Raw genomic sequence first — 26,688 nt, forward strand, 5'->3', positions numbered from 1 at the left:
TGTGGAGTCCATCATCTACACCGATATCGGACGGGACGGCATGCTCAGCGGCATCAATGTGGAGTCCACCGTCAAGCTGGCGCAAGCCCTCACGATTCCGGTCATCGCCTCCGGCGGCTTGAGCAACATGGCCGACATCGAGGCCTTGTGTGCCGTGGAAGACGAAGGCGTCGAAGGCGTCATTTGCGGACGCGCGATCTACAGCGGCGACCTTGACTTTGCTGCCGCGCAAGAGCGGGCCGACGAGCTCAACGGCTGATTTCCAGTGCTCGCTAAACGCATCATTCCCTGCCTTGATGTCACCGGCGGCCGTGTGGTCAAGGGTGTCAATTTTGTGGAGCTGCGCGACGCCGGTGATCCGGTGGAGATCGCGGCGCGCTACAACGAGCAGGGCGCCGATGAGCTTACCTTTCTCGACATCACGGCCACCAGCGACGGGCGCGACCTGATCCTGCACATCATCGAGGCGGTGGCCTCACAGGTGTTCATTCCCCTGACCGTGGGCGGCGGGGTGCGCACGGTGGACGACGTGCGCCGGTTGCTCAACGCCGGGGCCGACAAGGTCAGTTTCAATTCGGCGGCGATCGCCAATCCCCAGGTGATCAAGGACGCCTCGGCCAAGTATGGCGCCCAGTGCATTGTGGTGGCGATTGATGCCAAGCGCCGTTTTGGCGACGACATGCTGGACCGCGGTGAAGGCTGGGACGTCTACAGCCACGGCGGGCGCAAGAACACCGGGCTGGACGCGGTGACCTGGGCGCGCCAGATGGCCGAATACGGCGCCGGCGAAATCCTGCTCACCAGCATGGACCGCGACGGCACCAAGGCCGGCTTCGATCTGGCGCTCACGCGGGCCGTCAGCGACGCGGTGAACGTGCCCGTGATCGCCTCTGGTGGCGTGGGTACCCTGGACCATCTGGCGGATGGCATTCAGCTGGGTGGCGCCGACGCCGTGCTCGCGGCCAGCATCTTCCATTACGGGGAATTCACGGTGGGCCAGGCCAAGGCCAGAATGGCCGAACGCGGCATTCCGGTCAGAATTTAAGCCTTTTTGGCCCCTAGCCCCCGTCAATGCTGCGTGAGCAGCTATTCATTCAGTAGCAACTGAAAATCACGGACAATTTCTGCATGAACTGGTTAAAACATATTCGATGGGATGCCAAGGGGCTGGTGCCGGTGATCGCCCAGGAACAAGGCAGCAACGATGTGCTGATGTTTGCCTGGATGAACCGGGAGGCGCTGCAGAAGACCGTCGAATTGGGCCAGGCCGTGTATTTCAGCCGGTCGCGCAACAAATTGTGGTTCAAGGGCGAAGAGTCAGGTCACGTGCAGAAGGTGCATGAAATCCGCATGGACTGCGACAACGACGTCATTCTGCTCAAAGTCACCCAGCTGGGGCATGAGCCCGGCATCGCCTGCCATACCGGGCGGCACAGTTGTTTTTTCAGTGTTTTGAAAGACGGCGTCTGGACAGTGACCGAGCCGGTCTTGAAAGACCCGCAAACCATCTACAAATAGGTTTCTATGTCGTCCAACGTTTCGCACCCCGATTCACTCGCCCGTCTGGCGCAGGTGATTGAGAGCCGTCTGCCACAAAACGGCGGCGATCCGGACGCCAGTTACGTGGCCCGCCTGCTGCACAAGGGACCTGATGCCTTTCTGAAAAAGATCGGCGAGGAAGCCACCGAAGTGGTGATGGCAGCCAAAGATGCAGATTTCGGCGGCGACAAGACCAAGATCGTCTACGAAGTGGCTGATCTGTGGTTCCACTGCATGATTGCCCTGGCGCACTACGGCCTGACGCCGGCGCAGGTGCTGGCTGAGCTGGACCGCCGGGCGGGCACCAGCGGCATTGAAGAAAAGGCGCTGCGCAAAGTGCTGGCGCGTGAGGGAGAAACCAAATGAATCAGCAACCCGTGGACCTGGAGCAGCTCAAGTCGCTCAATACCGTTGGCACTATCAGCTACATCCTGCATCTGATCGTGGCCATCGGGGCACTGATTCCGGGCGGGCAGTTCGGCCCGGCGCTGTTGATCGTTGCGTTGATCATCGACCTGGTCAAACGCTCCGAGGCGGAGGGTACCTGGCACGCCTCGCATTTCCGGTGGCGCATCCGCACGGTCATCATTGCCGCGGTGCTCTATGCCGTAACGGCCCCCTTGTGGATTCTTCTCATCGCGCCTGGATGGATCGCCTGGGGCCTGATCTCCATCTGGTTTCTCTACCGCATCGTGAGTGGCATGGTGCGCATGAACAAAGGGCTTGGCATGGAGTCTGCAGCATGATCGAGTCGATCGTACCAAGTGACCCGGATTGCCTGTTCTGCAAAATAGTGGCGGGCAAAATTCCCTCCCGGCTGGTCTATCAGGACGAGGAACTTTTTGTGTTCCATGACATCCATCCCTGGGCGCCGGTGCACTTCCTGATGATTCCGAAAATGCATATTCCGTCGATGGCGCACGTTGGGTCCGAGCACGCGGGGCTGCTGGGACGTATGATGACGCTGGCGCCCAAGCTGGCCTTGCAGGAAGGGTGTAATCCCTACCCGGAAGGGGGCTTTCGCATTCTGAGCAACACGGGTGCAGAGGGGCGTCAGGAGGTGCACCATCTGCATATTCATGTGATGGGCGGGCCGCGGCCCTGGCTCAGGGGCTAGTTTTCAGGGCAATTTTCGCGGGGCAGGGCACGGGATTCACTTCGCCGACTAAAATTGGCGCAATTCGTTAGGAGAGACTCATGGGATTTTCAACAACACACCTGATCATTTTTTTGGTCATCATCATTGTCATTTTTGGCACCAAGAAGCTGCGCAATATCGGGTCGGACCTGGGTGGTGCGGTCAAGGGCTTCAAGGATGGCATGAAAGACGGCACCGACAAAACGGCTGACGCCCCTGCTGCTCCCACCCAACAGGTGGGTTCTGCCTCACCGGCTGCCAAAGAAACGATTGATGTCGAAGCCAAGACCAAGGCCTGATTGTTCAGGTGTTGGCGTCGGCTGGTCCAGATTCGCGGGATGCGCGTAAGTGATTGATATTGGGGTTACCAAGCTCGCCATCATTGGCGGCATCGCACTGCTGGTCATTGGCCCCGAAAAGTTGCCTGGTCTGGCAAAAACTATCGGGACTCTGCTGGGGCGGGCGCGTCGCTACGTGGCCGATGTCAAAGCCGAAGTCAATCGGTCCATGGAGCTTGACGAGCTCAAGAAGATGAAGGACACGGTTGAAAACGCGGCGCGTGACGTAGAGAATTCGATTCAGACCGGCGCCAGCGATTTCGAAAAAACCTGGGCGGAGACCACCGGACTGGCGTCGGATACGCAATCCGCTGATTTGCATCCAGGCTTTCCAGAGTACAGACATCCAAGGAAAAAATGGCGAATCAAGCAAGGTGCCACCCCGAATTGGTACAAGGCCCGTACCGGCACCCGCACCAAGGCCCTGTCGGGTGCCGCGCGAGTAGCCCGGTTTCGACCTCGCAGAGTTAGCTGATGACAGACCCTGTCAACAAAGAAGACGAACTGGCCGGAACGGAACAGCCCTTCGTACAACATCTGTTTGAATTGCGCGACCGCCTCTTGCGTTCGCTGTATGGCGTCGCAGCCGTGTTGGCGGTACTGCTGTTTTATCCCGGCCCCTCCAAACTCTACGACTTGCTGGCGATGCCGCTGGTCAAGGCGCTGCCCGAAGGCTCCCGGATGATTGCCGTGGGCGTGGTGTCGCCGTTTCTGGTGCCTATCAAGGTGTCGGTGCTGGCGGCCATTGGTTTGTCCTTGCCCTGGATTCTCTATCAGGTCTGGGCCTTTGTGGCGCCAGGCCTTTACAAGCACGAAAAGAAGCTGGTCCTGCCGCTGGTTGCCGCCAGCACTCTTCTGTTTTACCTGGGGGCTGCGTTCTGCTACTTCTTTGTATTCGGGCAAGCCTTTCCGGCGATCACGAAAATGGCGCCGATATCAGTCACCGTCAGTCCTGACATTGAGGCCTATCTCGACTTCGTCATCACCATGTTTATCGCGTTTGGTGTGGCGTTTGAAGTCCCCATCGTCGTCGTTATTCTGGCCCGCATGGGAATCGTCACGATTGCGCAACTCAAGTCGTTCCGTGCCTACTTTGTGGTCGGCGCGGCGGCAGTTGCTGGCCTCGTCACGCCGCCCGATCCGGTTTCCATGCTGGCCTTGCTGGTTCCGATGTACCTGCTGTACGAGATTGGCATCGTGGCGGCACAGGTATTCATCAAACACACGAAGGCGCCTGACGAAGGTGCCGAAGCCGCCAATCCCTAGGGCCGAAAATGGCAACAGCCCACGGGAAATGTGTGCTGGCAGCTATCAAAAAAAGAGCGCCTCGACGGCGCTCTTTTTTTGTGTTTACTGAGCTTGCCTGCGCGGTTTCGGCCGCACCCCCGGGGTCACATCCAGCTCGACTTTCTCATCACGACGCAACAGACTGAATTTCGATGCAATGCCTGGCTTCAGGGCCGCAACGCTGGTCAGCAATTCAGAGACATTGCTGACCGGCTTTCCCGCCACCGCGATGATGACATCCCCGGGCCGGATACCCGACTGCGCTGCCGGACCATTCTGGAGCACCCCGGTGATGATCACGCCCGCTTTGGCCTTCACGCCAAAGGTTTCGGCGAGTTCGGGCGACAGATCATTCGGCTCGACTCCGATCCAGCCGCGCGTCACCTGACCGTCCTTGACAATGCCCTCCATCACGAGCTTGGCCGTGGACACGGGAATGGCAAAGCCAATGCCCATGTTGCCGCCCGAGCGCGAATAGATGGCGGAATTGATGCCCAGCAGGTTGCCGTTGGTGTCCACCAGGGCCCCACCCGAATTGCCGGGATTGATGGCCGCATCGGTCTGAATGAAGTTTTCGAAGGTGTTGATTCCCAGCTGATTGCGCCCCAGCGCACTGATGATGCCGCCCGTGACGGTCTGGCCGACGCCAAAGGGGTTGCCGATGGCCAGCACCTGGTCTCCCACCTGCAGCGAATCGGAGTTGCCCAGCACAATCGCGGGCAGCCGGTCCAGATCAATCTTCAGCACGGCGAGATCGGTGTCCGGGTCAGTGCCAATGACTTTCGCGCGTGCGTGGCGACTGTCGTTGAGGATGACCTCAATTTCGTCGGCGCTCTCCACCACATGGTTGTTGGTCAGGATATAGCCGCTGGCACTCATGATGACCCCGCTGCCCAGTCCGACCTGAGGTTCATTGCCCTGTTCGCCAAAAAAGAACTTGAACCAGGGGTCCTCGTTGCGCGGATTCTTCTGGGCTGCTTTGCTGGTGTTGATGCTGACGACCGCCGCAGATGATTTTTGTGCTGCAAGCCTGAAACTGCCGGGCGGTACTGCGCCTGTGCTGGTGGCGGGTGCCTCAATCAGGGCAACAGCGCCGGATGGAGATGGCCTGTTTCCCAGCCACCCGGGCTTGAGTGTGCCGACCACAAAATACGCCGCCAGCAGGACGGTGACCGTTTGGGAAAACAACAACCAGAGACGTTTCATGAAGAAATTGCGGGCGAGACGCCCTCACTGTAAATGGATGAACCAAGACCAGAACGTCAAATTGTAGGCCTCGCGGGAAACCGGGGCCGGGTACGGGGCTTCAGCGCTTGAGTGCGCGGGCTGTACAGTGTGTCAGCTACATGTCCCAAAAACACCAGGTCATTCTGATTCACCCCGATGCGGCGTCCAAGCCGGCGCCGGGCGCGCCCTGCAATGGTTGTGGGGTGTGCTGCCTGCTAGAGCCGTGCCCGCTGGGCGTTGTCCTGTCGCGCCGGCGTGATGGCGCTTGCATCGCTGTGCGTTGGGATATAGAGGCGCATCAGTACCGTTGCGGCGCTCTCAGCGCCCCGGCGGATGTCCTGCAGCAGGTGTTGCCCCGGCCGTTGCGGCGCCTGTCGCCCGTCCTGTCGCCCGGTCTGGCTGCCCTGGCGAAACGATGGATCGCCGTTGGACAGGGCTGCGACAGCACGGTGGAGTTGCACGGTCCCGTGGCTGCGTCGGAGACTTCGTCGACAATGCGAAACGACTCGCCGCCCAAGCGCATTTAGCCCGACTTCTCCATCCATCGCTGACATGACCGATCGCACACAGCTTCTGCAGACTCTTGACGCACTGCTCCAGCCAGGGCGTTTTCGAGATTACGGCCCGAACGGCTTGCAGGTGGAGGGCGCCGCTACCGTGCGAAAAATTGTGTCGGGGGTCACGGCCAGCCGGGCGCTGATTGAAGCGGCCATTGCCGCGCAGGCCGACACGATCTTTGTCCATCACGGCCTGTTCTGGCGGGGGCAGGACGGCCGGGTCACCGGCTGGATGAAGCAGCGCCTGGCACTGCTGCTGGCGCACGATATCAACCTGTTTGCGTACCATTTGCCGCTGGACGCGCACCCGGAACTGGGCAACAACGCGCAGCTGGGCTTGAAGCTGGGCCTGCAGGCGCAATCCCGCTTCGGTGAGCAGGATCTGGGCTTCCTGGGTGAGCGGACTGAGTCAGCAAGCTTCGACACTGCAGAAGTCCTGGCGCAACACATAGAAGCTCAGCTAAATAGGCCTGTAGTCCTCGTCAATGTTGCGCAGCGCGCTATTAAAAAGATAGCGTGGTGCAGTGGCGGTGCCCAAGACTATTTTGAAGCCGCGATTGCTGCCGGGGCCGACGCCTTCATTACCGGCGAGATCTCCGAGCCGCAGGCGCACTATGCACGTGAATGTGGCGTCGCCTATCTGGCCTGTGGGCACCATGCCAGCGAACGTTTTGGCGCACCTGCCGTGGCGGCGCATGTGGCTGCACAGCTTGGCCTGGCGCATGAGTTCATTGACATCGATAACCCGGCCTGAACTGGAGATGAATATACGATGAAGAAACCGATGGCCATCACGCTCGGCGACGCCGCCGGGATTGGTCCCGAGATCATTGCCAAGGCGTTTCGGGATGCGCCTGAGGTCACGCAAGGTTGTTTTGTCGTGGGCGATGTCGCGACCATGCGGCGAGCGATACAAGTGATCAGCACCGGCCAGATCGCGCTGCCGGTCGCGCTGATTGAGTCTCCCGCCGAGGCACTCAGTATGCCCCCGCGCTGCCTGCCGGTATTGCAGGTTGGGGCGTTGGCGGCACCGGTTCCGATTGGGCAGTTAAGTGCCTGCGCGGGCCGACTGGCCGCGGAGTGCGTGGTCTGGGCTGCGCAGGCCGCCTTACGCGGTGAGGTGGCAGCCGTGGTGACGGCGCCGCTGCACAAGGAAGCGCTGGCGCTGGCTGGCGCACCCCATTCAAGCTACCCGGGGCACACGGAAATGTTGCAGGCATTGGCTGCGGCGCATTGGAAGAAGCCCCTGGCTGATATGCCAGTACGCATGATGCTGGCCAATGACGAGTTGCGAGTTGTCCTGGTCAGCATTCATGTGTCCTTGCGTGATGCGATCGAGGCGGTGACTTTCGACAATGTATTGCAGACCCTGCGCATCATCCATGAGTCGCTTGGAGCGATCCTGGGCCGTGTGCCGCGGATCGGGGTTGCGGGGTTGAATCCGCATGCCGGCGAAAGTGGTTTGTTCGGCCGGGAAGAGGTTGACGTCATCGCTCCGGCCATTGATGCGGCCCGCGCGCAGGGCATGCAGGTGAGCGGCCCGTTCGCGCCAGATACCGTGTTCATGCGGGCACGAGCCAAAGATGGTAAATCGGGCGAATTCGACGTTGTGGTGGCGATGTACCACGACCAGGGACTGATCCCGGTGAAATACCTGGGTGTTGAAAAAGGCGTCAACGTCACGCTGGGCTTGCCGCTGGTACGTACCAGCCCCGATCACGGCACGGCGTTTGACATTGCCGGCACCGGTCGGGCCGACGCGTCCAGCATGATCGCAGCGATCCGGCTGGCCCGGCAACTGTGCGGGATGCCAGAAGACCGATAGAAGGCCCTCCGGCCAGTGCACCCGCCGACAGCGGCGACTGACTCTGCCCCCGTACTACTTTCGCAGGCTGTCGCGGATCTCGCGCAACAACAACACGTCTTCTGCTGGTGCGGCGGGCGGTGGCGGGGTTTCTTTCTTCAGGCGGTTGATTTGCTTGACCATCATGAAAATAATGAACGCCAAAATCGAAAAATTGACGGCGACCGTGATGAAGTTGCCATATGCCAACACGGGCACCCCGGCTTTTTTCAGTGCATCGAGCGTCATGACCGTGCCCGCTGGCGGCTGCCCCAGGACGACAAACAGACTTGAAAAATCGAGCTTTCCAAACACCGCCCCAACAATCGGCATGATCAGGTCGCCCACCACGGAGTCGACTATCTTGCCGAAAGCGGCGCCAATGATCACGCCAACGGCGAGGTCCATCACATTGCCTTTGACGGCAAACTCTTTGAACTCTTGCATCATTCCCATAATTGAACACTCCTAAGCAGACGAGAGGGCCGAAGTATCTGCACAAAATCGGCTGTTGTGCAAGCGTCGAGCGCAAGCTGGGCGCGTTGAGTTTGCCCTAAACCGTCAGCTACAATCGAGCGTTAACCCCAGTAGCGATGTTTTTGATTGAGGATTCCCATGAGTGAAACCCTTGTCGGCAGTGGTCAGATTGATGCCAGCAAACGGACCTGGCTGATTGCGTCCAGCTGCGTTGGCGCCGTGGGCGGTATAGCCGCCGTTGTGCCCTTTGTCAGTAGTTTTCAGCCCTCTGAAAAGGCCAAAGCGGCTGGCGCGGCGGTAGAAGCGGACATCTCCGCGCTCAAGCCGGGCGAGAAAATGACGGTGGAGTGGCGTGGCAAGCCCGTGTGGATCGTGCGTCGCACGCCAGAGCAACTGGCCGCTTTGCCCAAGCTGGATTCACAACTCGCAGATCCAAAATCGGAACGCAAGCCAGCCGAACAGGCGCCCGAATACGCGCGTAACGAAACCCGCTCCATCAAGCCGGAATACCTCGTCACCGTGGGCATTTGCACTCACTTGGGTTGCTCACCCTCCGATAAATTCCAGACCGGGGCCCAGCCGTCCCTGCCGGACGACTGGCAAGGTGGATTCTTTTGTCCCTGCCATGGTTCGACCTTCGATCTGGCCGGCCGGGTCTACAAGAACAAGCCTGCACCGGACAATCTTGAAGTCCCACCCCATATGTACCTCTCTGAGACGAAGTTGCTCATTGGTGAAGACAAGAAAGCCTAAGGACGGACAACATGGCTGAATTCCACGAAATTTCCCCGAACGCTCCGGCAGGCGAAAAGCTGCTCAATTGGGTGGACAACCGGTTTCCGGCATCCAAGCTCTTCAAAGAGCACATGAGCGAGTACTACGCATCGAAGAACTTCAACTTCTGGTACATCTTCGGCTCACTCTCGCTGTTGGTGCTGGTGATTCAGATTGTCACGGGCATCTTCCTGACGATGCACTACAAGCCTGATGCCGCACTGGCATTTGGCTCGGTTGAGTACATCATGCGCGATGTGCCTTGGGGCTGGCTGATTCGTTACATGCATTCCACTGGCGCGTCGGCGTTCTTTGTGGTGGTCTATCTGCATATGTTCCGCGGACTGATGTATGGAAGCTATCGCAAGCCGCGGGAGTTGATCTGGATCTTTGGGTGCGCCATTTTCCTTGCGCTGATGGCGGAGGCTTTCATGGGCTATTTGCTGCCTTGGGGACAGATGAGCTACTGGGGTGCCCAGGTGATCGTCAACCTGTTTGCAGCCATTCCCTTTGTCGGTCCTGATCTGGCTCTGCTGATTCGGGGCGACTTTGTGGTGGGCGATGCCACGCTGAACCGCTTTTTCAGTTTCCACGTTATTGCCGTGCCGCTGGTGCTGCTGGGCCTGGTCGTTGCGCACATCATTGCGCTGCACGAAGTGGGCTCCCTCAACCCGGATGGCATTGAAATCAAGGCCAACAAGGGTCCGGACGGGATTCCTCTGGACGGCATCCCTTTCCATCCGTACTACACGGTGCATGACATCTTTGCGGTCAGCATGTTCCTGATGGTGTTTACCGCCATCGTCTTCTTTGCGCCGGAAATGGGTGGCTATTTTCTTGAGTACAACAACTTCATTCCGGCTGATCCATTCCAGACGCCTCTGCACATTGCGCCAGTCTGGTACTTCACGCCCTTCTACTCAATGCTGCGCGCAGTTACTGATGAAATGATGTACGCGTTGATTGCCTGTGTGCTGCTTGGCGCGGTCATGGCCGTGGTCAAAACCAGGATGCTCAATCTGTTCAAGGCGCTGATAGTGGGTGCTGCAGTTGTTCTCGTGGTCATGATGCTGGCCATTGATGCCAAGTTCTGGGGCGTCGTCGCCATGGGTGGTGGTGTCGTGATTCTGTTTTTCCTGCCCTGGCTGGATAACAGTGCCGTCAAGTCCATCCGGTACCGCCCTGATTGGCACAAATACATGTATGCGATTTTTGTCGTCGACTTTCTGGTGCTGGGGTATCTGGGTATGCTGCCTCCATCCGCCATCGGCGGTCGCGTTTCGCAGGCGGGAACCCTGTTTTACTTCGGTTTCTTTCTTCTGATGCCGTGGTGGAGTCGCCTTGGGACGCCGAAGCCGGTGCCGGATCGCGTCACCTTCTCGGCGCATTGAACTGGAGAACAAGAACATGAGAACCATGGGTTTCACAAAAAAAATCATTTTCGGTTTGACGATGGCGGTGGGTCTGACCATGACTGCGCAGGCCAATGTGGGCGGCTTGGCGTGGGACAAAGCTCCCAACAACACCACTGACATGGCGGCTCTGCAACATGGCGCCAAACTGTTTGTCAACTATTGTCTGAATTGCCACTCGGCGGCGTTCATGCGCTTCAATCGTTTGCGGGATATCGGTTTGACCGAGCAGCAAATCAAAGACAATCTTTTGGTGACCAATGCCAAGGTCGGCGACACCATGAAGTCGGCGATCGATCCTCAACTGGCCAAGGCCTGGTTTGGCGTCAATCCGCCAGACCTGACGGTGATTGCCCGCTCGCGTGCCGGTGCTGGCGGAACGGGTGCTGATTACCTGTACACCTACATGCGGACTTTCTACAAGGACGCGGAGAAACCGACCGGCTGGAACAACCTGGTGTTTCCGAATGTAGCCATGCCGCACGTCCTTTGGGAACTTCAGGGGGACCGTCGCCCGGTATATGAGGCCATCAAGGAGCATGGCCATGAGGTGCAGGTCTTCAAAGGCTGGGAGCAACTCAAGCCCGGCACCATGACACCCCTGCAATACGATCAGGCCATTGGTGATTTGGTGAGTTACTTGCAGTGGATGGGTGAGCCTAGCCAAAACACGCGCGTTCGTGTGGGTGTCTGGGTGTTGCTGTTCCTCGGTGTATTCACGCTAATCGCCTGGCGACTCAACGCTGCCTACTGGAAAGACATCAAGTAGCACAATTAAACGGCTCGGGTTGTGCTTTACGGAGCACGGCTTGAGCTTCTCGGAGTGGGATTGCATGAAGCATCCCACTCTTTTTGATTTTTAGGAGCCCTGCCATGATGGTGTTGTATTCAGGTACTACCTGCCCGTTTTCCCACCGTTGCCGTTTTGTCCTGTTTGAAAAAGGCATGGACTTTGAGATTCGCGACGTGGATCTGTACAACAAGCCTGAAGACATCAATGTGATGAATCCCTACGGTCAGGTGCCGATCCTGGTCGAACGTGATCTGATTTTGTACGAATCAAACATTATCAATGAATATATTGACGAGCGGTTTCCTCATCCCCAGTTGATGCCTGGTGATCCAGTCGATCGGGCTCGCGTGCGTCTGTTCCTGCTCAATTTCGAGAAGGAGTTGTTCGTCCATGTATCCACGTTGGAGTCCCGCGCGGCCAAGAGCAATGAAAAAATGTTGGAGAAGGCACGCGCTCACATCCGCGACCGTTTGACGCAACTTGCCCCGGTGTTTCTGAAAAACAAATACATGCTGGGTGATGGATTTTCCATGCTTGACGTGGCCATTGCGCCCTTGCTTTGGCGTTTGGACTACTACGGCATCGATCTCAGCAAAAACGCAGCGCCCTTGCTTAAATACGCCGAGCGCATTTTTTCGCGTCCAGCCTATATTGAAGCGTTGACCCCTTCCGAGAAAGTGATGCGCAAATAGACGCATTGACCAAGACCGATGATTGACGCTCCAGACGCAACGTCCACTCGCCCTTACCTGATCCGGGCGTTGTACGAGTGGTGTACAGACAACGGTTTCACGCCTTATGTGGCGGTAGCTGTGGACGACAGCGTGCAGGTACCCCGCGAGTATGTGAAGGACGGGGAGATTGTTCTTAACATCAGTCTGGACGCCACGAGTTCACTCAAGCTCGGCAATGACTTCATCGAGTTCAAAGCGCGGTTTGCGGGTACCGCACGGGAGATCATGGTGCCGGTGAGTCAGGTCAGCGCCATCTACGCCCGGGAAAATGGGCAGGGCATGGTTTTCCCCTTGGGTCTGCCCAAAGGTGCCAAAACAGCGCCCTCATCTTCAGTGAATCTGGTCTCGGTGCCAGATGGTGCATATGTGGCGCAATCGGAGGATAAGGTGGTCCAGTTGACGAGCGTTGAATCGGATCGACGAAATGATGAGCCAAATGACCAGCCAGATCCACCGCGACCAGCGTCGACCGGGCCGCGACCCGCGTTGAAGCGGGTGAAATAATTACTGCATTTTCTCAAGACTCGCCTGGAGTCCAGTAAAATAGAAATGTGCCGATTTAGCTCAGTTGGTAGAGCAACCGCCTTGTAAGCGGTAGGTCGTCAGTTCGAATCCGACAATCGGCACCATTTACTTTTCAGACTGATGCGAACCAGTAATCTCTTGTGAAATTACCGGTCGCGTGCGATTTGCACCTTCAGCCGAATTGAATTAACTTCCCACCCCTTGACCCGTAAGTGCGATTCCAGTGCGGGCAGAATCTGGCGAATTTTTGCCGCAGCCGCGTTGTTGTCTAAAATCAGGCACCAAACCGGGCCCTCAATGGGTCCCGCTTTGACAGCCGGACGCAGTGAACCTGGAATGAGGGATTCAATCGCCTTGAGTCGCGCGACCGAATCACGGGTGAGTTCTGTCAGTCTTGCCAGAGTCGGCGAGTCCTGACTGGCCTGCAGCAGCGTGACTGAATGTTGGCGGCGGTTCATAGGCAAGTTGTTGAGGGGATATCCGAATGCAATTGATTATCACGGATGCGTGGCTCGCCAAGAGTCGCGCGATGCACCTCAGTGGCACCAAGCTGGTTTTGGCCGCCGTGCTGACATCATTCCCCTTGATGTTGATGGCCGCTGGCCTGTACCACTGGGTGTTTCTGAAGGGAGCCAGAGAAGGATGGCCCGTGGTGGGCTCCCTGCTCAGGCTCGTCGTCAAGGATGAATTTGAGCAACGTGACCGCTTTATGCGCGAGAACCTGGACGTATTGGCGCGCAAACTGGGCGAGATGCAGGCGAAGCTGACCCAGCTTGAATCCTTGGGCGAGCGTGTTTCGGGCCTGGCTGGCGTCAATCCGAATGAGATCAGGATGAAGCCTGGCCAGGGTGGTGCGCTGGTGTCGGGTCGCCCATTGTCAATGGAGGAATTGCAGGCCATGCTGACAGACCTTGATCGTCTGACCGATCAACGTACCGACCTGATGACGGTGATGGAGTCCCGCCTGTTTGATCAGAAAATCCGCAACATGATGGTCCCGACGCGACAACCGGTGGCAGTTGGCAACCTGGGTTCCATGTTTGGCTGGCGCATTGACCCTTTTACAGGACGATCGGCACTTCATACGGGACTGGACTACCAGGCGGGTCATGGGACACCGATACTGGCTGCTGCCGGCGGTGTTGTCGTCACGGAGGAGTATCACCCGGCCTATGGCAATATGGTCGAGATCGACCATGGCAATGACCTGATTACACGTTATGCGCATGCTTCCAAAACGCTGGTCAAGAAAGGCGACTTGATCAAGCGTGGCCAGAAGATTGCCGAGGTCGGAACTACGGGACGATCTACCGGAGCGCATCTGCATTTTGAAGTCTTGGTGCAGGGGATTCCACAAGATCCGCAGAAGTTCTTGGCGGCTGGCCACAACCTCCCTTATCAGCAATCGGCCAGGCTTGGTGCCTTGCCCCATGCCGTTGGGATAGCGCAGTCCGGTCCCGTTGAAAGACGCCTGCCCGGGCAAAGGTAAAATCACGCGGTTGGTTTTCTCAGCGCTGCGTATTCCGTTCAAACGGTTGCATTTCGCGACAGTGACCCCATTTCATCCAGATTAGAAAAAAGGATTGCGCTGTTCTGCTGGCCCATGTGGGCTGGTGGATCCGACTTGCATTCATGGCCACCAATATTCTCACCAAAATTTTCGGCAGTCGCAATGACCGCCTGCTTAAACAATACCGCGCCGGTGTGGTTCGCATCAATGCGATGGAAGCTGAGCTTGAGAAGCTGTCAGATGACGCATTGCGTGGCAAGACGCAGGAATTCAAGGAGCGCATAGCCCGTGGCGAGGCCCTGGACGCCTTGTTGCCGGAAGCTTTTGCTGTCGTGCGCGAAGGCTCCAAGCGTGCGATGAAAATGCGCCATTTCGATGTGCAGTTGCTGGGCGGAATGTCGCTGCACAACGGCAAGATTTCGGAAATGGGCACTGGTGAGGGCAAGACATTGACGGCCACGTTGCCGGTCTATCTCAATGCCTTGACAGGCAAGGGCGTGCATGTTGTCACGGTCAATGACTATCTGGCCAATCGTGACGCGCAATGGATGGGCAAGCTCTACAATTTTCTCGGCTTGACCGTTGGCATCAATCTGCCGAACATGGCGCGAGAGGAGAAGCAGGCAGCGTACCGCGCCGACATTACCTACGGCACCAACAACGAATATGGATTTGATTACCTGCGCGACAACATGGTCTACGAGGCGTCCGACCGTGTCCAGCGAGGTCTGAACTACGCGATTGTTGATGAAGTGGATTCCATCCTGATTGACGAGGCGCGTACACCGCTCATTATCAGCGGCCAGGCGGAAGACCATACCGATCTTTACATTGCGATCAACAAAGTGGTTCCCCTGCTGCATCGGCAGGAAGGCGAAGCCGACCCGCGTACTGGTGAAGGAATTACCAAGCCGGGTGACTTCACTCTGGACGAGAAAAGCCATCAAGTCTTCCTGACTGAGCAGGGTCATGAAAATGCTGAGCGGATTCTTTTTGACCTGGGGCTGATTCCTGAGGGCGCCACGCTTTACGACCCAGCCAATATCTCGCTGATGCATCACCTGTATGCAGCCTTGCGTGCCAACCACCTCTATCACCGCGACCAGCATTACGTCGTGCAGGACGGCGAGATCGTGATTGTTGACGAGTTCACGGGGCGCTTGATGTCGGGGCGTCGCTGGAGCGAGGGTCTGCACCAGGCCGTGGAAGCCAAAGAAGGGGTCGCCATTCAGCCTGAAAACCAGACGATGGCGTCCATTACCTTCCAGAACTACTTTCGTCTCTACGGCAAGTTGGCGGGCATGACGGGCACGGCAGATACCGAGGCCTATGAATTCCAGGAAATATATGGTCTGGAGACGGTGGTGATGCCGCCCAATCGCCCCAGCAGACGCGAGGACCAGCTTGATCGTGTCTACAAGACAACGCGTGAAAAGTACGAAGCGGCCATCAAGGACATCCGCGAATGCTACGAGCGCGGCCAGCCGGTGCTGGTGGGAACGACGTCCATCGAGAACTCGGAAATCATTGCGCAACTTTTGGAGAAAGAGAAGTTGCCACACCAGGTGCTGAACGCCAAGCAGCATGCGCGTGAAGCCGATATCGTGGCTCAGGCCGGCCGCCCCAAGATGATCACCATTGCCACCAATATGGCGGGCCGTGGCACCGACATTGTGTTGGGGGGCAACATAAGCCAGGCCGTGGAGGCGGTGGAGGCGGATGAGTCGCTGGACGTGGCACAGAAGCAAAAGAAGATCGAGGCCATACGCGCCGAGTGGGCGACAGTTCACGAGCAGGTCAAGGCGCTGGGGGGATTACGCATCATTGCAACGGAACGGCACGAGTCGCGCCGTATTGACAACCAGTTGCGAGGTCGTTCGGGCCGTCAGGGCGACCCGGGATCGTCGCGCTTCTACCTGAGTCTGGATGATTCGCTGATGCGGATTTTTGCTGGGGACAGGGTCAAGGCCATCATGGACCGGCTCAAAATGCCGGATGGTGAAGCCATCGAAGCTGGCATCGTGACGCGCAGCATCGAAAGCGCCCAGCGCAAGGTGGAAGCACGGAATTTTGACATGCGCAAGCAGTTGCTGGAGTATGACGATGTGTCGAACGACCAGCGCAAGGTGATTTACCAGCAACGAAATGAAATACTGGATGCAGCCGATCTGTCGGCGCAGATCACGTCCTTGCGTGAAGGCTGTTTCAATGACCTGGTGCGTCAATACGTGCCGGCCGAGTCGGTCGAAGAGCAGTGGGATATCGCGACGCTGGAACGGGTTCTGTCCGATGAATGGCAAGTGACGCTGCCACTGCAGGAGCAGGTGAGTGCGGCCAGTGCCATCACGGATGAAGACATTCTGGATACCGTGCGCAGCGAAGCCAACACCGTATTTGCAGCCAAGGTAGAGCAGGTGGGTGGTGAGAACTTCACCCAGTTCGAACGCATGGTGTTGCTGCAGAGCATTGACACGCATTGGCGGGAACACCTGAGCTCACTGGACTATTTGCGCCAGGGCATTCATTTGCGCGGTTACGCCCAGAAGCAGCCCAAACAGGAGTACAAGCGGGAGGCGTTTGAGTTGTTCGGCCAGTTGCTTGACGCCGTCAAAAATGACGTCACCAAGGTGTTGATGACGGTCAAGATTCAATCGAATGAGCAACTGGAACAGGCGGCGGAGGAGATGGAGAGCCGCGCTGAGAGTATTGCCAATGTGACGTACACGGCGCCGACTGAAACCGGAGAGGTTGAAACGATCGTTGACGAAGAGACGGTCAGCAGGAAACCGCTGGTCATGGGCGCCAATGTTCCCCGTGTTGGGCGCAATGAAGCATGTCCTTGTGGCAGTGGGAAGAAATACAAGCAATGCCACGGCAAGCTGGTCTAGGGCCAATACGCACGTAAGAATCGGGCCCTGGATTAATTCCAAGGCCCGATTGCTTTTTGCGGATCAAAAATTTGGATAATCCGGTCATCATCTGAAGGATCAAAATGTCTGTTAACTTGTCCGCCCCCAATCCGGCAGAGCTCTATCCCGTCTCGGGGGTGCGCATTGGTGTCACTGAAGCCGGGATACGCAAGGCCAACCGCAAAGACCTGACAGTGGTCTTGATTGACAAGGGGGCCTCGGTGTCGGGCGTATTCACCCAGAACCGGTTTTGTGCTGCCCCGGTGCAGATATGCCGGGAGCACCTGGCCAGCGGCGCCGGTATCCGGGCCATGCTCATCAACACCGGTAACGCCAATGCCGGTACGGGCCAGGATGGAAGGACCCGTGCGCTGCGGACTTGCGCGGCATTGGCCGACAAGCTCAAGCTGTCACCCCAAGATGTGTTGCCGTTTTCCACTGGGGTGATCATGGAGTCCTTGCCCATTGAGCGCATTGAGGCTGGGCTGGATAGCGCCCTGGCGGATGCGCGCGAAGACAACTGGCTGCGCGCTGCCGAAGGCATCATGACCACCGACACGGTGGCCAAGGCTTATGGCACGCAGCTGATGATTGACGGTGCTCTGGTGAGCATCACAGGCATCAGCAAGGGCGCCGGCATGATTCGGCCCAATATGGCGACCATGCTGGGATTTATGGCAACCGACGCCTGTGTCAGCCAGGCATTGATGCACCAACTGGCGACGGAACTGGCCGAAGGCTCCTTCAATCGGGTGACGGTGGATGGGGATACCTCCACGAATGACTCCTTTGTGGTCATTGCCACCAACAAGGCGGCTCATGCAACGATTGCGTCCCTGGACAGCCCGCAGGGGCAGGCACTCAAGGCGGCCATGCTGGACGTTGCACAAAAACTGGCCCAAGCCATCGTGCGCGATGGCGAAGGCGCTACGAAATTTATAGCAATCAGGGTCGAGGGCGGGAAGACGCAGGCGGAGTGTCGCCAGGTAGCCTACGCCATTGCCCATTCACCGCTGGTGAAGACGGCCTTCTTTGCCAGCGACCCGAACCTGGGCCGAATTCTGGCGGCTGTGGGCTATGCCGGAATCAGTGATCTGGAGCAGACTGGCATTGATTTGTACCTGGATGACGTCCATGTCGCAGTGCAGGGCGGTCGCAATCCGCTGTATCGCGAAGAAGACGGTCAGCGGGTCATGAAACAGAGCGAGATCACCGTCCGGGTCGTTCTGGGCCGCGGTGATGCGGTCGATACGGTCTGGACTTGTGACCTCAGCCATGACTACGTCACGATCAACGCAGACTACCGCTCATGAACGAGAAATTCGAGCATCTGCTGCTTCGTGCCGAGCAGCTCATCAGCCGTATTGAGTCGGTTCTGCCACAGGCACTCTCGCAGCCGGACTGGACGGCCTCGGTGGCCTACCGTTACCGCAAACGCAGTTCGGGCCATGGCTCACTGGAGCCGGTGCGACATGTAGGTGCCATGCGTTTGTCGGATTTGAAGGAAATCGAGCCGCAAAAGGAGAAGATCCAGCTCAACACGCTGCAGTTTGTCAGCGGCAAGCCTGCCAACAATGTCCTGCTCACGGGGGCTCGTGGCACCGGCAAGTCGTCGCTGATCAAAGCCTGTCTGAATGAGTATGCCGACCGGGGCTTGCGCCTGATCGAGGTGGACAAGGCTGACTTGATCGACCTTCCCGACATTGTGGACGTTGTGTCGGAGCGGCCCGAGAAATTCATAGTGTTTTGCGATGATCTGAGCTTTGAAGACGGTGAGCCGGGCTACAAAGCTCTCAAGTCCATCCTGGACGGCTCGGTGGCGGCCACGACTCCCAATGTGCTGATCTACGCCACCAGCAACCGGCGGCATCTGTTGCCCGAGTACATGAAAGAAAACCTCAGCTATACGCATACGGAAGACGGCGAAGTTCATCCGGGCGAAGTCGTGGAGGAAAAGATTTCCCTGTCCGAACGCTTCGGATTGTGGGTCAGCTTTTACCCTTTCACCCAGAACGAGTACCTCACCATCGTGGCGCAGTGGTTGTCCTCGTTCAGTGTCACCGCGACGGCCATTGAAGCTGCGAGGCCAGAAGCCCTGGTGTGGGCACTGGAGCGGGGGTCACGCAGTGGGCGGGTGGCCTACCAGTTTGCGCGTGACTATGCGGGCAAACATGCGGCCAGCGCATGAGCGCGCCAGTACTGGTTGCTGATGCCGAAATGCCCCGCGAGGGGGGTGCTGACCGAGCATTGGTCGATGTCGCCGTTGGCGTTCTGATCCGCCCTGATGGCGATTTCTTGCTCACCTCCAGACCGACGGGCAAGGTCTATGCAGGATACTGGGAGTTTCCGGGTGGCAAGCTTGAGCCGGGCGAAACGGTGGTGCAGGCCTTGCAGCGTGAACTGCACGAAGAACTCGGCATCGTCATTGGTCCGGCGACGCTCTGGAAGGTGGACATGGTGGACTATCCGCATGCGCTGGTTCGCTTGAACTTCTGCAAGATCTTCAGCTGGACGGGTGACTTGCAGATGCGGGAGGCTCAGTCGTTTTCCTGGCAGCATTTGCCGGTACGGGTCGAACCCGTGTTGCCGGGTACGGTGCCGGTGCTGCAATGGCTCGCGCAGGAGCAGGGGTTCGAGGGCGCTACCTATTTTGTAGCTGCCTAGGCATATACGCCGTGGCCTCAAGCCACTATTTGTATAAATCGCAGGTTATTGTTCATCGTCAGTTTTTTGATCTTCCGGCAGACCTGTGGTTGGCATGCGGAAGTCTTCGCTGGCCCAGGCGCCTAGATCGATATTTTTGCAGCGCTCGCTGCAGAACGGGCGGAACGGGTTGGAGGGCGCATAGACACTGTCGCCGCCGCATGTGGGACAGGTAACCAGTTTAGGCAGTCCGGATTGGGTCGAGGCCTCTGGTTTCATGAGCACAGCGTGAGCTCAAAAGCGGCGTCTTCACCGCAAGCGTGGAGCCTGTCATCTTCCCCATGGCGCATGAGTCGGATCGACACCATCAGTCGATTGCCACTGATTTCCGGGATCAAGTCAGTTGACGAATCCAGCGCCAGACGCAACAGCTGAAATGTCCTGCCCTGGGGCAGGTTTTGTTGAAATTGCCCCCCATTGGCGATGACTTTTTGCGGTGCACCGGAGTCCCGCAATAGCTTAAGCAAGACTTGAATCGAGTCTGCTAGTGGCGTCAGCGTGGAGGCCCAGCGCACCAGATCACTGCGGCGCTGAACACCGGATTTTTGTTGCCATGCATAGTAGGCCGGCAGGTCGAACTCACAGGTCCCGCCAGGAATCCCGACGCGGCTGCGGATGCTCATGAGCCAGTCATTTTCGGTCAGCGATTGCCCCGCTTTGCCGGGCAGATTGTTCAAGGTCAGGAAACAGTTGTCCAGCCGGTTGATCACATCATCCAGAACACCTTCAGCGATGGCCGGGTTGCCCCGATATCCGTCAAGAATGTGTTTTTGCTTATCCAGATCCTTGAGGACATCTGATTTGAGGTCGGCTCGTGCACCCACATCCATGACTTCGAAGATGGTGGTGAGCGCGTAGTGGTGATCCAGGGCCTCGTCGCGCGAGACAAGTTCCGTCAGGCGAAGAAAGAGGTGCTCCAGTCGCAAATAGGTGCGAATGCGCTCGTTGAAGGGGTATTCGTAAAGGATCACGCTGATTTTTTCGGTAGGCCAGATGCTACGCAGATGATAGCCCGAAGCGATGCGATATTTGGCGGACCTCGTCAGCCAGTTCCTGAAACGACAGATCAGCGTTGAAAATGACGGTGTCGGCCGCGCCGAGACGGCGTTCTCGTCCAGCCTGTGAGGATATGATTTTTTCGACCTCGTTGCGCGTCAAGGGGTTCCGCGCCATCACCCGGCTGATCTGAACATCCGGCGTGCAATCCACGACCAGCACGTGATCCACTTTCTGACGCCAGCTTGGGGATTCAACCAGCAGGGGAATGTCAAAGACGATGCAGGAATGTCCCTGGCTTACGGCCGATGACGCCTGCCTTTGGGTTTCCAGTCCTACCAAGGGGTGGATGATGGCCTCCAGTCGCTGGCGCGCCGTGGGGTCGGTGTAGACAAGAGTCCGCATCTTCTCCCGGTTCAGCGCGCCTTCGGGGGTCACGAAATCGTGGCCAAAGGTGGCGGCAATCGATGGCATTGCCGGACCTCCTGGTGCCGTCAGGTCCCGCGCAATGGCGTCGGCGTCCACGACGGCGGCGCCTCTGTCAGCCAGGAGTCGGGCAACGGTACTCTTGCCGCTGCCAATGCCGCCGGTCAGTCCAAGCCGGACAACGGCCACCATGGCCTATAGCCCAAAGATGCCAAGGATTGAGCCTGGGCCAAAAATCATCGCCGTCAGCCCGGCGCCTGCCAGAAAGGGGCCGAACGGCACGTAGCCGCCTTCGCGCAAACCACTGGAGAACTTCATGGCAATCCCGACAACGGCGCCGATGACGGAGGCCATCAAAATGATGGGTACCAGCGCCGGCCAACCGAACCAGACACCCAATGCAGCAAATAGCTTGAAATCACCGAAGCCCATGCCTTCCTTGCCCGTGATCAGTTTGAAGGCCCAATAGATCAGCCAGAGTGACATATAGCCAGCGACGGCGCCCCAGATCGCCGATGACAGGCTCACTGTTGTCCATTGAAGCGCGGCCGCGATCAGACCACTCCATAGCAGGGGCAAGGTGATGTCATCTGGCAAGAGCGTTGTGTCCCAATCGATCAGGGCCAGCGCCAGAACAGAAGCGGCGAAGCCGCTCCACACAAGGGCCGTCGGGCTTACACCCCATTTCCAGCCGCAATACAAAAACAAGGCGCCGGTTGCAAGTTCCACCAACGGGTAGCGCAGGCTGATAGGCGTAGCGCAGACCGAACATTTTCCCCGCAAAAACAGGTAGCTCACAACGGGAATGTTTTCATACCACCGGATTTGATGGTTGCATTTTTGGCAACGCGAGCGTGGCACCATCAAGTTGAATTTCTCTGCAACCGGTGATTCTTTCCCGGCCAGCTCGGCACACTCGGTTTTCCATTGCGCTTCAAGCATGATGGGTAGCCGGTAGATCACCACATTGAGAAAGCTGCCGATCAGCAAGCCCAGTACGCCGAGAACCGTTGCGTCAAGCCATTGTGAACCCGGCATCAGACAACCTGGCCCAGTTTGAAGATAGGCAAGTACATGGCGACCACGATGCCGCCAATCACGGTGCCCAGAATCACAATGATGATGGGCTCCATCAAGCTGGAGATGCCCGCGACCATATCGTCAACTTCGGCCTCGTAAAAATCAGCGGCCTTGCCGAGCATGTGATCGATTGAACCCGACTCTTCACCGATGGCGCACATCTGCAACACCATGGAAGGAAACAGATTGGCATTGGTCATGGCAACGGTGAGTGCAGTTCCGGTTGACACCTCCTGCTGAATCTTTTTGGTGGCAATCTCATACACCGAATTTCCGGCGGCACCGCCCACCGAATCAAGTGCCTCCACCAGCGGCACGCCCGCCGCAAACATGGTAGACAGGGTGCGGGTCCAGCGTGCAATGCATGACTTGTCGACCAGGGTGCCAAAAATCGGCATCTTCAGCATGATGCGGTCCATGACATGCTGCATTTTTTCATTGCGTCGCCACGCTTGCATGAAAAAATAGAAACCACCGAACAGACCGCCAAAGATCAGCCACCAGTAGCTGACAAAAATCTCACTGATGGCAATCACAACAAGCGTTGGTCCGGGAAGGTCTGCGCCAAAATTGGAGAAGACCTCCTTGAATGCCGGCACCACAAAAATCATGATGACGGCCGTGACGACAAAAGCGACGATCAAGACCGAGATGGGATACATCAGGGCCGACTTGATTTTCGACTTGATGGCCTCTGTTTTCTCCATGTAGACGGCAAGCCGGTCCAGCAACTGGTCCAGGATACCGGCGGACTCGCCGGCTTCGATCAGATTGCAGTAGAGATTGTCGAAATAGAGCGGATATTTGCGAAATGCTGTGCTCAGCGACGTGCCTGTTTCCACATCGGTACGGATATCGTTGAGTAGCTTGGTGACGCTGGGGTTGGGGTTCCCGCGGCCCACAATGTCAAAGGCCTGCAGCAGGGGGACCCCTGCCTTCATCATGGTGGCGAGCTGGCGGGTGAAGATCGCCAGGTCCTTCGGTTTGATGGATTTCCCGGAGCGCATCCTGCGCCGCTTGATCTTGGTGGGCATGACGCCCTGACGACGCAGAGCCGCCTGCACCTGGTTCTCGCCAGCCGCTCTTGTTTCACCGCGGACCTGTTTGCCGTTGCGGTCTTTGCCTTGCCATTCAAACACAAACTCTTTGGCGCTTTTCAGCTTTGCAGTTGCCATATGCTCCTCTGTATTCCCGGTTTATTCGTTGGTCACGGCGAGCACTTCTTCCAGTGAAGTCAAACCCTGTTTGGCCTTGTGCAGGCCGGCTTGTCTGAGTGTGCGCACACCTTCACGTTTGGCTTGCTCTGCGATATCCATGGCGCTTCCATCGCGCAGAATGATGCGCTGGATTTCTTCGCTGATCGGCATGACCTGGTACAGGCCAACCCGTCCCTTGTAGCCGTTGTTGCACATGGAGCAGCCGACGGCTCGATACGAGACCCAGGGCGCATCGAGTTCATCGTCCATATAGCCGGCATCGATCAGCGCCTTTTGGGGGATGTTGATCGGGGTTTTGCAGTTCGGGCACAGACGGCGGGCCAATCGCTGCGCTGTAATGAGGATCACGCTGGATGCGATGTTAAAGGGCGCAATACCCATGTTCCGCATACGTGTCAGCGTTGTCGGTGCGTCGTTGGTGTGCAGCGTGGAGAGCACCAGGTGACCGGTCTGGGCGGCCTTGATGGAGATGTCGGCCGTTTCGAGATCGCGAATTTCACCCACCATGATGATGTCGGGATCCTGCCGCAGGAATGATTTCAGCGCTACCGCAAATGTCAGTCCGGCCTTGTCATTGACATTGACCTGATTCACGCCCGGCAAATTGATCTCGCAGGGATCTTCCGCCGTAGCGATGTTCACCCCCGGCTTGTTCAGCATGTTCAGGCAGGTGTACAGAGAGACGGTCTTCCCGGAGCCGGTGGGCCCTGTGACCAATACCATTCCGTATGGCCTGGCAATGGCTTGTACCAGCCTTTCTTTTTCCTCGGGTTCGTAACCCAGAGCATCGATACCCAACCTGGCACTGCTTGGATCGAGTATCCGGATCACGATTTTTTCGCCAAAGAGCGTGGGCAAGGTACTGACCCGGAAGTCGATGACCCGGTCAGCCCCGATCTTCAGTTTCATCTTGCCATCCTGTGGCACCCGCTTTTCCGAGATGTCCATTCTCGAAATGACCTTGATCCGCGACGCCAGCTTGTCCTTGATGGCAATAGGGGGAGAGGCGATTTCCCTCAGTTCCCCGTCAATCCGGAATCGCACACGGTAATTGTGCTCATACGGCTCAAAATGCAAATCGGAGGCGCGCATGCTGAAAGCGTCAAGCAGCATCTTGTGCAGGAACTTGACGACCGGCGCATCTTCCACCTCGGAAACCGTGGTTTCCGAGCTTTCCATCACGGTTTCTGTCGAGGCTTCATCGAATTCAAAGTCACTGCCGATGATGTTGTCCATCGTCTCAGACGCCGTCGTGGCGTTGGCAGTTACCAGTTTCAGCAGCTTGTCGTATTCGGCTATGACCCAATCAACACCCAGCTGGGTGGCAAATTTGATTTTTTCGACCGCCTGGCTGTCAGAAGGGTCGGCGGTGGCAACGATCAGGCGGTTGTTTCGTTTGCTGAGCACCACAACACGGTAATCATGGCAAATCTTGTTGTCCAGAAGGCCTTTGGGAAGACGTTGTGGGTCAATGGCATCCAGATCTACCAAAGGGGCCGCGAATGCGGAAGACATGGTGTGAGCCAGATCAGAAGCTGACACCGCGCCAGAGCCAGTGAGCTCGGCGATGAAGCTGGTGCGGCCACTTTCAGCTTTGCGATAGATTTCTTCCGCTGACTTCTGTCCCAGTTTCCCCGCCAGGATCAAGGCACGGCCCAGCCCAGGCAGGGCGGTGGGGGGGGGTTCACGATGAGTGGTATCGACTGCGGCCATAGCCCAAGAATGTCCTACGTCAGGAAGTGACTCGTGTGATCATCGCCGATTGCCTGGGCGATGTAAATCAAAAGGCCACGTGACCAGGCTGCAGGATGTTGTTTGACAACAAATGATGTCTGGTCGGAATGAGAGGATTCGAACCTCCGACCCCTTCGTCCCGAACGAAGTGCGCTACCAGGCTGCGCCACATTCCGATATTTTCTCGATGAGTGCTCGCCCGCAGTGTTAATACTGCCGCTCAAGCAACTGAGCAGATAATTGTATCAAACACTCAGCGTGGGGGCCGGGCGGAAGCTGTCTGGCGGCAGCGATCGCCCGATGCGCCTCCTGCGTCGCTGCCAGTCGGGCTACATCCAGTGCGCCGGTTGTTTTCACGATTTCGATCACTTGATCGAGCATCGACATGCCCCCGGTTTCGATCGCTGTCTGGATCACGTCTCTTTGGCTGGATGTGCCCCGCTGCATGGCCGCAATCAGAGGCAGGGTGGTTTTGCCTTCGCGCAGGTCGTCGCCCAGCGTCTTGCCCATAACGCCAGCGTCGCCTGTGTAATCCAGCACGTCATCAACGACCTGGAACGCGGTACCGAGTGCCTGGCCATAGGTGGCGCATGCTTCTTCCATCGCAGTCGAACTGCCGGCGAGTATCGCCCCGACTCTGGCGCTGGCTTCAAATAGTTTGGCGGTTTTGGACCGGATGACCTGCAAGTACCCTGCCTCATCCAGCGCGGCGTTGTGCATGTTCATCAACTGCAGCACTTCCCCTTCGGCGATGACATTGGTGGCATCGGCGAGCACCTGCATCACGCGCATGTCCTGGGCGTCGACCATCATCTGGAAGGCCCGGGAGTACAGGAAGTCGCCGACGAGCACACTGGCCGGGTTGCCGAACATCTCGTTCGCTGTGGCGTTGCCCCGGCGCAAGGCGGAGTCGTCGACGACGTCATCGTGCAACAGGGTTGCGGTATGAATGAACTCCACCACAGCCGCCAGGTTGAACCGCTGTTCGCCACGATAGCCCAATGCCCCGCATGTCAGCAGCAGGAGCGCCGGTCTCAAGCGCTTGCCGCCCGCTGCAATGATGTAACGCGATACCTGGCCCACCAGGGGCACCCCGGAGTCCAGGCGGCGGGCGATGACCTGATCCACCTCACGCATGTCCTGCGCGATGATTGACATTGAGGGAGCGGGGCTGGATGGAGTAGCTTGCAAGACAAATAACCAGTTGTGTGCCGGGATTATAGGAACCTGAACGCATTGAAATTCCTCAGGCACCAGGTCGATTGCCGTGACGGCGGCGCTGTGTTATAGTACTGGGCTCTGTGAAAATTCGTTCCCGGAGCTAAATCGAAGAGGTCAACATGTACGCGGTCATAAAAACCGGCGGCAAGCAATATCGGGTTGCAGCCGGCGAAAAAATTAAAGTAGAACAGATTGCTGCGGACGTAGGCCAAGAGATTGTGTTCAACGAGGTTCTGGCGGTCGGTAAC

The 26,688-nt window shown here is 57.7% G+C and carries 33 protein-coding genes and 2 tRNA genes; 23 read left to right on the plus strand and 12 right to left on the minus strand.

Annotated elements, in window-relative coordinates; genetic code table 11:
• The 9 genes from Q7T10_RS20580 to tatC all read left to right on the plus strand — a co-directional run.
• On the plus strand, positions 1 to 259 hold a 259-nt coding region (locus tag Q7T10_RS20580; protein ID WP_304751744.1), incomplete at its 5' end, for a HisA/HisF-related TIM barrel protein.
• 6 nt (positions 260 to 265) lie between these two features.
• A complete protein-coding gene (gene hisF, locus Q7T10_RS20585; protein WP_304751746.1) occupies positions 266 to 1,045 on the plus strand; it encodes an imidazole glycerol phosphate synthase subunit HisF in 780 nt (259 codons plus the stop codon).
• A gap of 83 nt (positions 1,046 to 1,128) precedes the next feature.
• The gene (gene hisI, locus Q7T10_RS20590; protein WP_304751748.1) at positions 1,129 to 1,518 is read left to right on the plus strand and encodes a phosphoribosyl-AMP cyclohydrolase; all 390 of its coding nucleotides are present in this window, start codon (positions 1,129 to 1,131) and stop codon (positions 1,516 to 1,518) included.
• A gap of 6 nt (positions 1,519 to 1,524) precedes the next feature.
• On the plus strand, positions 1,525 to 1,905 hold the full coding sequence (locus Q7T10_RS20595) for a phosphoribosyl-ATP diphosphatase (RefSeq protein WP_304751750.1): 381 nt from the start codon (positions 1,525 to 1,527) through the stop codon (positions 1,903 to 1,905).
• Positions 1,902 to 2,285, plus strand: coding sequence for a hypothetical protein (locus tag Q7T10_RS20600; RefSeq protein WP_304751752.1), 384 nt, complete (start codon positions 1,902 to 1,904; stop codon positions 2,283 to 2,285). The genes Q7T10_RS20595 and Q7T10_RS20600 overlap by 4 nt, the downstream gene beginning before the upstream one ends.
• Positions 2,282 to 2,656: a histidine triad nucleotide-binding protein gene (locus tag Q7T10_RS20605; protein ID WP_304751754.1), complete on the plus strand. Its 375-nt coding sequence runs from the start codon at positions 2,282 to 2,284 to the stop codon at positions 2,654 to 2,656. Before Q7T10_RS20600 ends, Q7T10_RS20605 begins: the two co-directional genes overlap by 4 nt.
• A gap of 80 nt (positions 2,657 to 2,736) precedes the next feature.
• Positions 2,737 to 2,976, plus strand: coding sequence for a Sec-independent protein translocase subunit TatA (gene tatA / locus Q7T10_RS20610; RefSeq protein WP_304751756.1), 240 nt, complete (start codon positions 2,737 to 2,739; stop codon positions 2,974 to 2,976).
• 49 nt (positions 2,977 to 3,025) lie between these two features.
• The gene (gene tatB / locus Q7T10_RS20615) at positions 3,026 to 3,490 is read left to right on the plus strand and encodes a Sec-independent protein translocase protein TatB (RefSeq protein ID WP_304751757.1); all 465 of its coding nucleotides are present in this window, start codon (positions 3,026 to 3,028) and stop codon (positions 3,488 to 3,490) included.
• Complete coding sequence (gene tatC / locus Q7T10_RS20620) at positions 3,490 to 4,281, plus strand: twin-arginine translocase subunit TatC (protein ID WP_304751759.1); 792 nt, start codon at positions 3,490 to 3,492, stop codon at positions 4,279 to 4,281. Before tatB ends, tatC begins: the two co-directional genes overlap by 1 nt.
• Positions 4,282 to 4,365: 84 nt before the next feature.
• Here tatC and Q7T10_RS20625 read toward each other — a convergent pair whose 3' ends face one another.
• Positions 4,366 to 5,508: a S1C family serine protease gene (locus tag Q7T10_RS20625; protein WP_304751760.1), complete on the minus strand. Its 1,143-nt coding sequence runs from the start codon at positions 5,506 to 5,508 to the stop codon at positions 4,366 to 4,368.
• Positions 5,509 to 5,744: 236 nt separating this feature from the next.
• On the minus strand, positions 5,745 to 5,990 hold the full coding sequence (locus Q7T10_RS20845) for a hypothetical protein (protein ID WP_370653810.1): 246 nt from the start codon (positions 5,988 to 5,990) through the stop codon (positions 5,745 to 5,747).
• Between the two features lie 91 nt (positions 5,991 to 6,081).
• On the opposite strand from Q7T10_RS20845, the gene Q7T10_RS20635 reads away from it, so the two are divergent.
• Together Q7T10_RS20635 and pdxA are read left to right on the plus strand one after the other, a co-directional pair.
• Positions 6,082 to 6,840 carry a Nif3-like dinuclear metal center hexameric protein gene (locus tag Q7T10_RS20635; protein ID WP_304751764.1) on the plus strand — a complete coding sequence of 253 codons (759 nt, stop codon included), beginning with the start codon at positions 6,082 to 6,084 and terminating at the stop codon, positions 6,838 to 6,840.
• Positions 6,841 to 6,858: 18 nt separating this feature from the next.
• On the plus strand, positions 6,859 to 7,911 hold the full coding sequence (gene pdxA / locus Q7T10_RS20640) for a 4-hydroxythreonine-4-phosphate dehydrogenase PdxA (protein ID WP_304751766.1): 1,053 nt from the start codon (positions 6,859 to 6,861) through the stop codon (positions 7,909 to 7,911).
• Between the two features lie 54 nt (positions 7,912 to 7,965).
• On the opposite strand, the gene mscL is transcribed toward pdxA, so the two are convergent.
• The gene (mscL, locus tag Q7T10_RS20645; RefSeq protein ID WP_304751767.1) at positions 7,966 to 8,385 is read right to left on the minus strand and encodes a large conductance mechanosensitive channel protein MscL; all 420 of its coding nucleotides are present in this window, start codon (positions 8,383 to 8,385) and stop codon (positions 7,966 to 7,968) included.
• 159 nt (positions 8,386 to 8,544) lie between these two features.
• Between mscL and petA the strand changes: the two genes are divergently transcribed.
• The 6 genes from petA to Q7T10_RS20675 all read left to right on the plus strand — a co-directional run bounded on the left by petA (position 8,545) and on the right by Q7T10_RS20675 (position 12,748).
• On the plus strand, positions 8,545 to 9,159 hold the full coding sequence (gene petA, locus Q7T10_RS20650) for a ubiquinol-cytochrome c reductase iron-sulfur subunit (RefSeq protein ID WP_304751769.1): 615 nt from the start codon (positions 8,545 to 8,547) through the stop codon (positions 9,157 to 9,159).
• A gap of 11 nt (positions 9,160 to 9,170) precedes the next feature.
• Positions 9,171 to 10,571 (plus strand): cytochrome bc complex cytochrome b subunit, encoded by a 1,401-nt coding sequence (locus Q7T10_RS20655; RefSeq protein WP_304751770.1) that lies wholly within the window; start codon positions 9,171 to 9,173, stop codon positions 10,569 to 10,571.
• A 16-nt stretch (positions 10,572 to 10,587) separates the two neighbouring features.
• Entirely contained in the window at positions 10,588 to 11,361 is a 774-nt protein-coding gene (locus tag Q7T10_RS20660) for a cytochrome c1 (RefSeq protein ID WP_370653811.1), read from the plus strand.
• A 104-nt stretch (positions 11,362 to 11,465) separates the two neighbouring features.
• A complete protein-coding gene (locus tag Q7T10_RS20665; protein WP_304751772.1) occupies positions 11,466 to 12,077 on the plus strand; it encodes a glutathione S-transferase N-terminal domain-containing protein in 612 nt (203 codons plus the stop codon).
• Between the two features lie 18 nt (positions 12,078 to 12,095).
• On the plus strand, positions 12,096 to 12,623 hold the full coding sequence (locus Q7T10_RS20670; protein ID WP_304751773.1) for a ClpXP protease specificity-enhancing factor: 528 nt from the start codon (positions 12,096 to 12,098) through the stop codon (positions 12,621 to 12,623).
• A gap of 49 nt (positions 12,624 to 12,672) precedes the next feature.
• Positions 12,673 to 12,748 (plus strand) — tRNA-Thr (locus Q7T10_RS20675).
• A 42-nt stretch (positions 12,749 to 12,790) separates the two neighbouring features.
• On the opposite strand, the gene Q7T10_RS20680 is transcribed toward Q7T10_RS20675, so the two are convergent.
• On the minus strand, positions 12,791 to 13,102 hold the full coding sequence (locus tag Q7T10_RS20680) for a hypothetical protein (RefSeq protein ID WP_304751774.1): 312 nt from the start codon (positions 13,100 to 13,102) through the stop codon (positions 12,791 to 12,793).
• 26 nt (positions 13,103 to 13,128) lie between these two features.
• On the opposite strand from Q7T10_RS20680, the gene Q7T10_RS20685 reads away from it, so the two are divergent.
• The 5 genes from Q7T10_RS20685 (at position 13,129) to Q7T10_RS20705 (ending at position 19,727) form a co-directional block, all read left to right on the plus strand.
• Complete coding sequence (locus Q7T10_RS20685) at positions 13,129 to 14,133, plus strand: M23 family metallopeptidase (RefSeq protein ID WP_304751776.1); 1,005 nt, start codon at positions 13,129 to 13,131, stop codon at positions 14,131 to 14,133.
• A 143-nt stretch (positions 14,134 to 14,276) separates the two neighbouring features.
• Positions 14,277 to 17,042, plus strand: a complete 2,766-nt coding sequence (gene secA, locus Q7T10_RS20690) for a preprotein translocase subunit SecA (protein WP_304751778.1) — start codon at positions 14,277 to 14,279, stop codon at positions 17,040 to 17,042.
• A gap of 104 nt (positions 17,043 to 17,146) precedes the next feature.
• A complete protein-coding gene (argJ, locus tag Q7T10_RS20695) occupies positions 17,147 to 18,376 on the plus strand; it encodes a bifunctional glutamate N-acetyltransferase/amino-acid acetyltransferase ArgJ (protein ID WP_304751779.1) in 1,230 nt (409 codons plus the stop codon).
• Positions 18,373 to 19,251, plus strand: a complete 879-nt coding sequence (locus Q7T10_RS20700) for an ATP-binding protein (protein ID WP_304751781.1) — start codon at positions 18,373 to 18,375, stop codon at positions 19,249 to 19,251. Before argJ ends, Q7T10_RS20700 begins: the two co-directional genes overlap by 4 nt.
• Positions 19,248 to 19,727 (plus strand): NUDIX domain-containing protein, encoded by a 480-nt coding sequence (locus Q7T10_RS20705; RefSeq protein WP_304751783.1) that lies wholly within the window; start codon positions 19,248 to 19,250, stop codon positions 19,725 to 19,727. Before Q7T10_RS20700 ends, Q7T10_RS20705 begins: the two co-directional genes overlap by 4 nt.
• 45 nt (positions 19,728 to 19,772) lie before the next feature.
• On the opposite strand, the gene Q7T10_RS20710 is transcribed toward Q7T10_RS20705, so the two are convergent.
• The 8 genes from Q7T10_RS20710 to Q7T10_RS20745 form a co-directional block, all read right to left on the minus strand.
• Positions 19,773 to 19,985 (minus strand): DNA gyrase inhibitor YacG, encoded by a 213-nt coding sequence (locus Q7T10_RS20710; RefSeq protein ID WP_304751784.1) that lies wholly within the window; start codon positions 19,983 to 19,985, stop codon positions 19,773 to 19,775.
• Entirely contained in the window at positions 19,982 to 20,737 is a 756-nt protein-coding gene (gene zapD / locus Q7T10_RS20715; RefSeq protein WP_304751785.1) for a cell division protein ZapD, read from the minus strand. The genes Q7T10_RS20710 and zapD overlap by 4 nt, the downstream gene beginning before the upstream one ends.
• Before the next feature lie 25 nt (positions 20,738 to 20,762).
• The gene (gene coaE, locus Q7T10_RS20720; RefSeq protein WP_304751787.1) at positions 20,763 to 21,380 is read right to left on the minus strand and encodes a dephospho-CoA kinase; all 618 of its coding nucleotides are present in this window, start codon (positions 21,378 to 21,380) and stop codon (positions 20,763 to 20,765) included.
• A gap of 3 nt (positions 21,381 to 21,383) precedes the next feature.
• Positions 21,384 to 22,226: an A24 family peptidase gene (locus Q7T10_RS20725; protein WP_304751789.1), complete on the minus strand. Its 843-nt coding sequence runs from the start codon at positions 22,224 to 22,226 to the stop codon at positions 21,384 to 21,386.
• Positions 22,226 to 23,443, minus strand: a complete 1,218-nt coding sequence (locus tag Q7T10_RS20730) for a type II secretion system F family protein (protein WP_304751791.1) — start codon at positions 23,441 to 23,443, stop codon at positions 22,226 to 22,228. The genes Q7T10_RS20725 and Q7T10_RS20730 overlap by 1 nt, the downstream gene beginning before the upstream one ends.
• Before the next feature lie 21 nt (positions 23,444 to 23,464).
• Complete coding sequence (gene pilB, locus Q7T10_RS20735; protein WP_304751792.1) at positions 23,465 to 25,198, minus strand: type IV-A pilus assembly ATPase PilB; 1,734 nt, start codon at positions 25,196 to 25,198, stop codon at positions 23,465 to 23,467.
• 120 nt (positions 25,199 to 25,318) lie between these two features.
• Positions 25,319 to 25,395: transfer RNA gene (locus tag Q7T10_RS20740), tRNA-Pro, on the minus strand.
• A gap of 31 nt (positions 25,396 to 25,426) precedes the next feature.
• The gene (locus Q7T10_RS20745; RefSeq protein WP_304751793.1) at positions 25,427 to 26,377 is read right to left on the minus strand and encodes a polyprenyl synthetase family protein; all 951 of its coding nucleotides are present in this window, start codon (positions 26,375 to 26,377) and stop codon (positions 25,427 to 25,429) included.
• A 182-nt stretch (positions 26,378 to 26,559) separates the two neighbouring features.
• Between Q7T10_RS20745 and Q7T10_RS20750 the strand changes: the two genes are divergently transcribed.
• The coding region (locus Q7T10_RS20750) for a bL21 family ribosomal protein (protein WP_304751794.1) at positions 26,560 to 26,688 on the plus strand (129 nt) is incomplete at its 3' end.

The sequence above is a fragment of the Rhodoferax sp. genome (genome assembly GCF_030646845.1).
Classification (GTDB): domain Bacteria; phylum Pseudomonadota; class Gammaproteobacteria; order Burkholderiales; family Burkholderiaceae_C; genus Rhodoferax.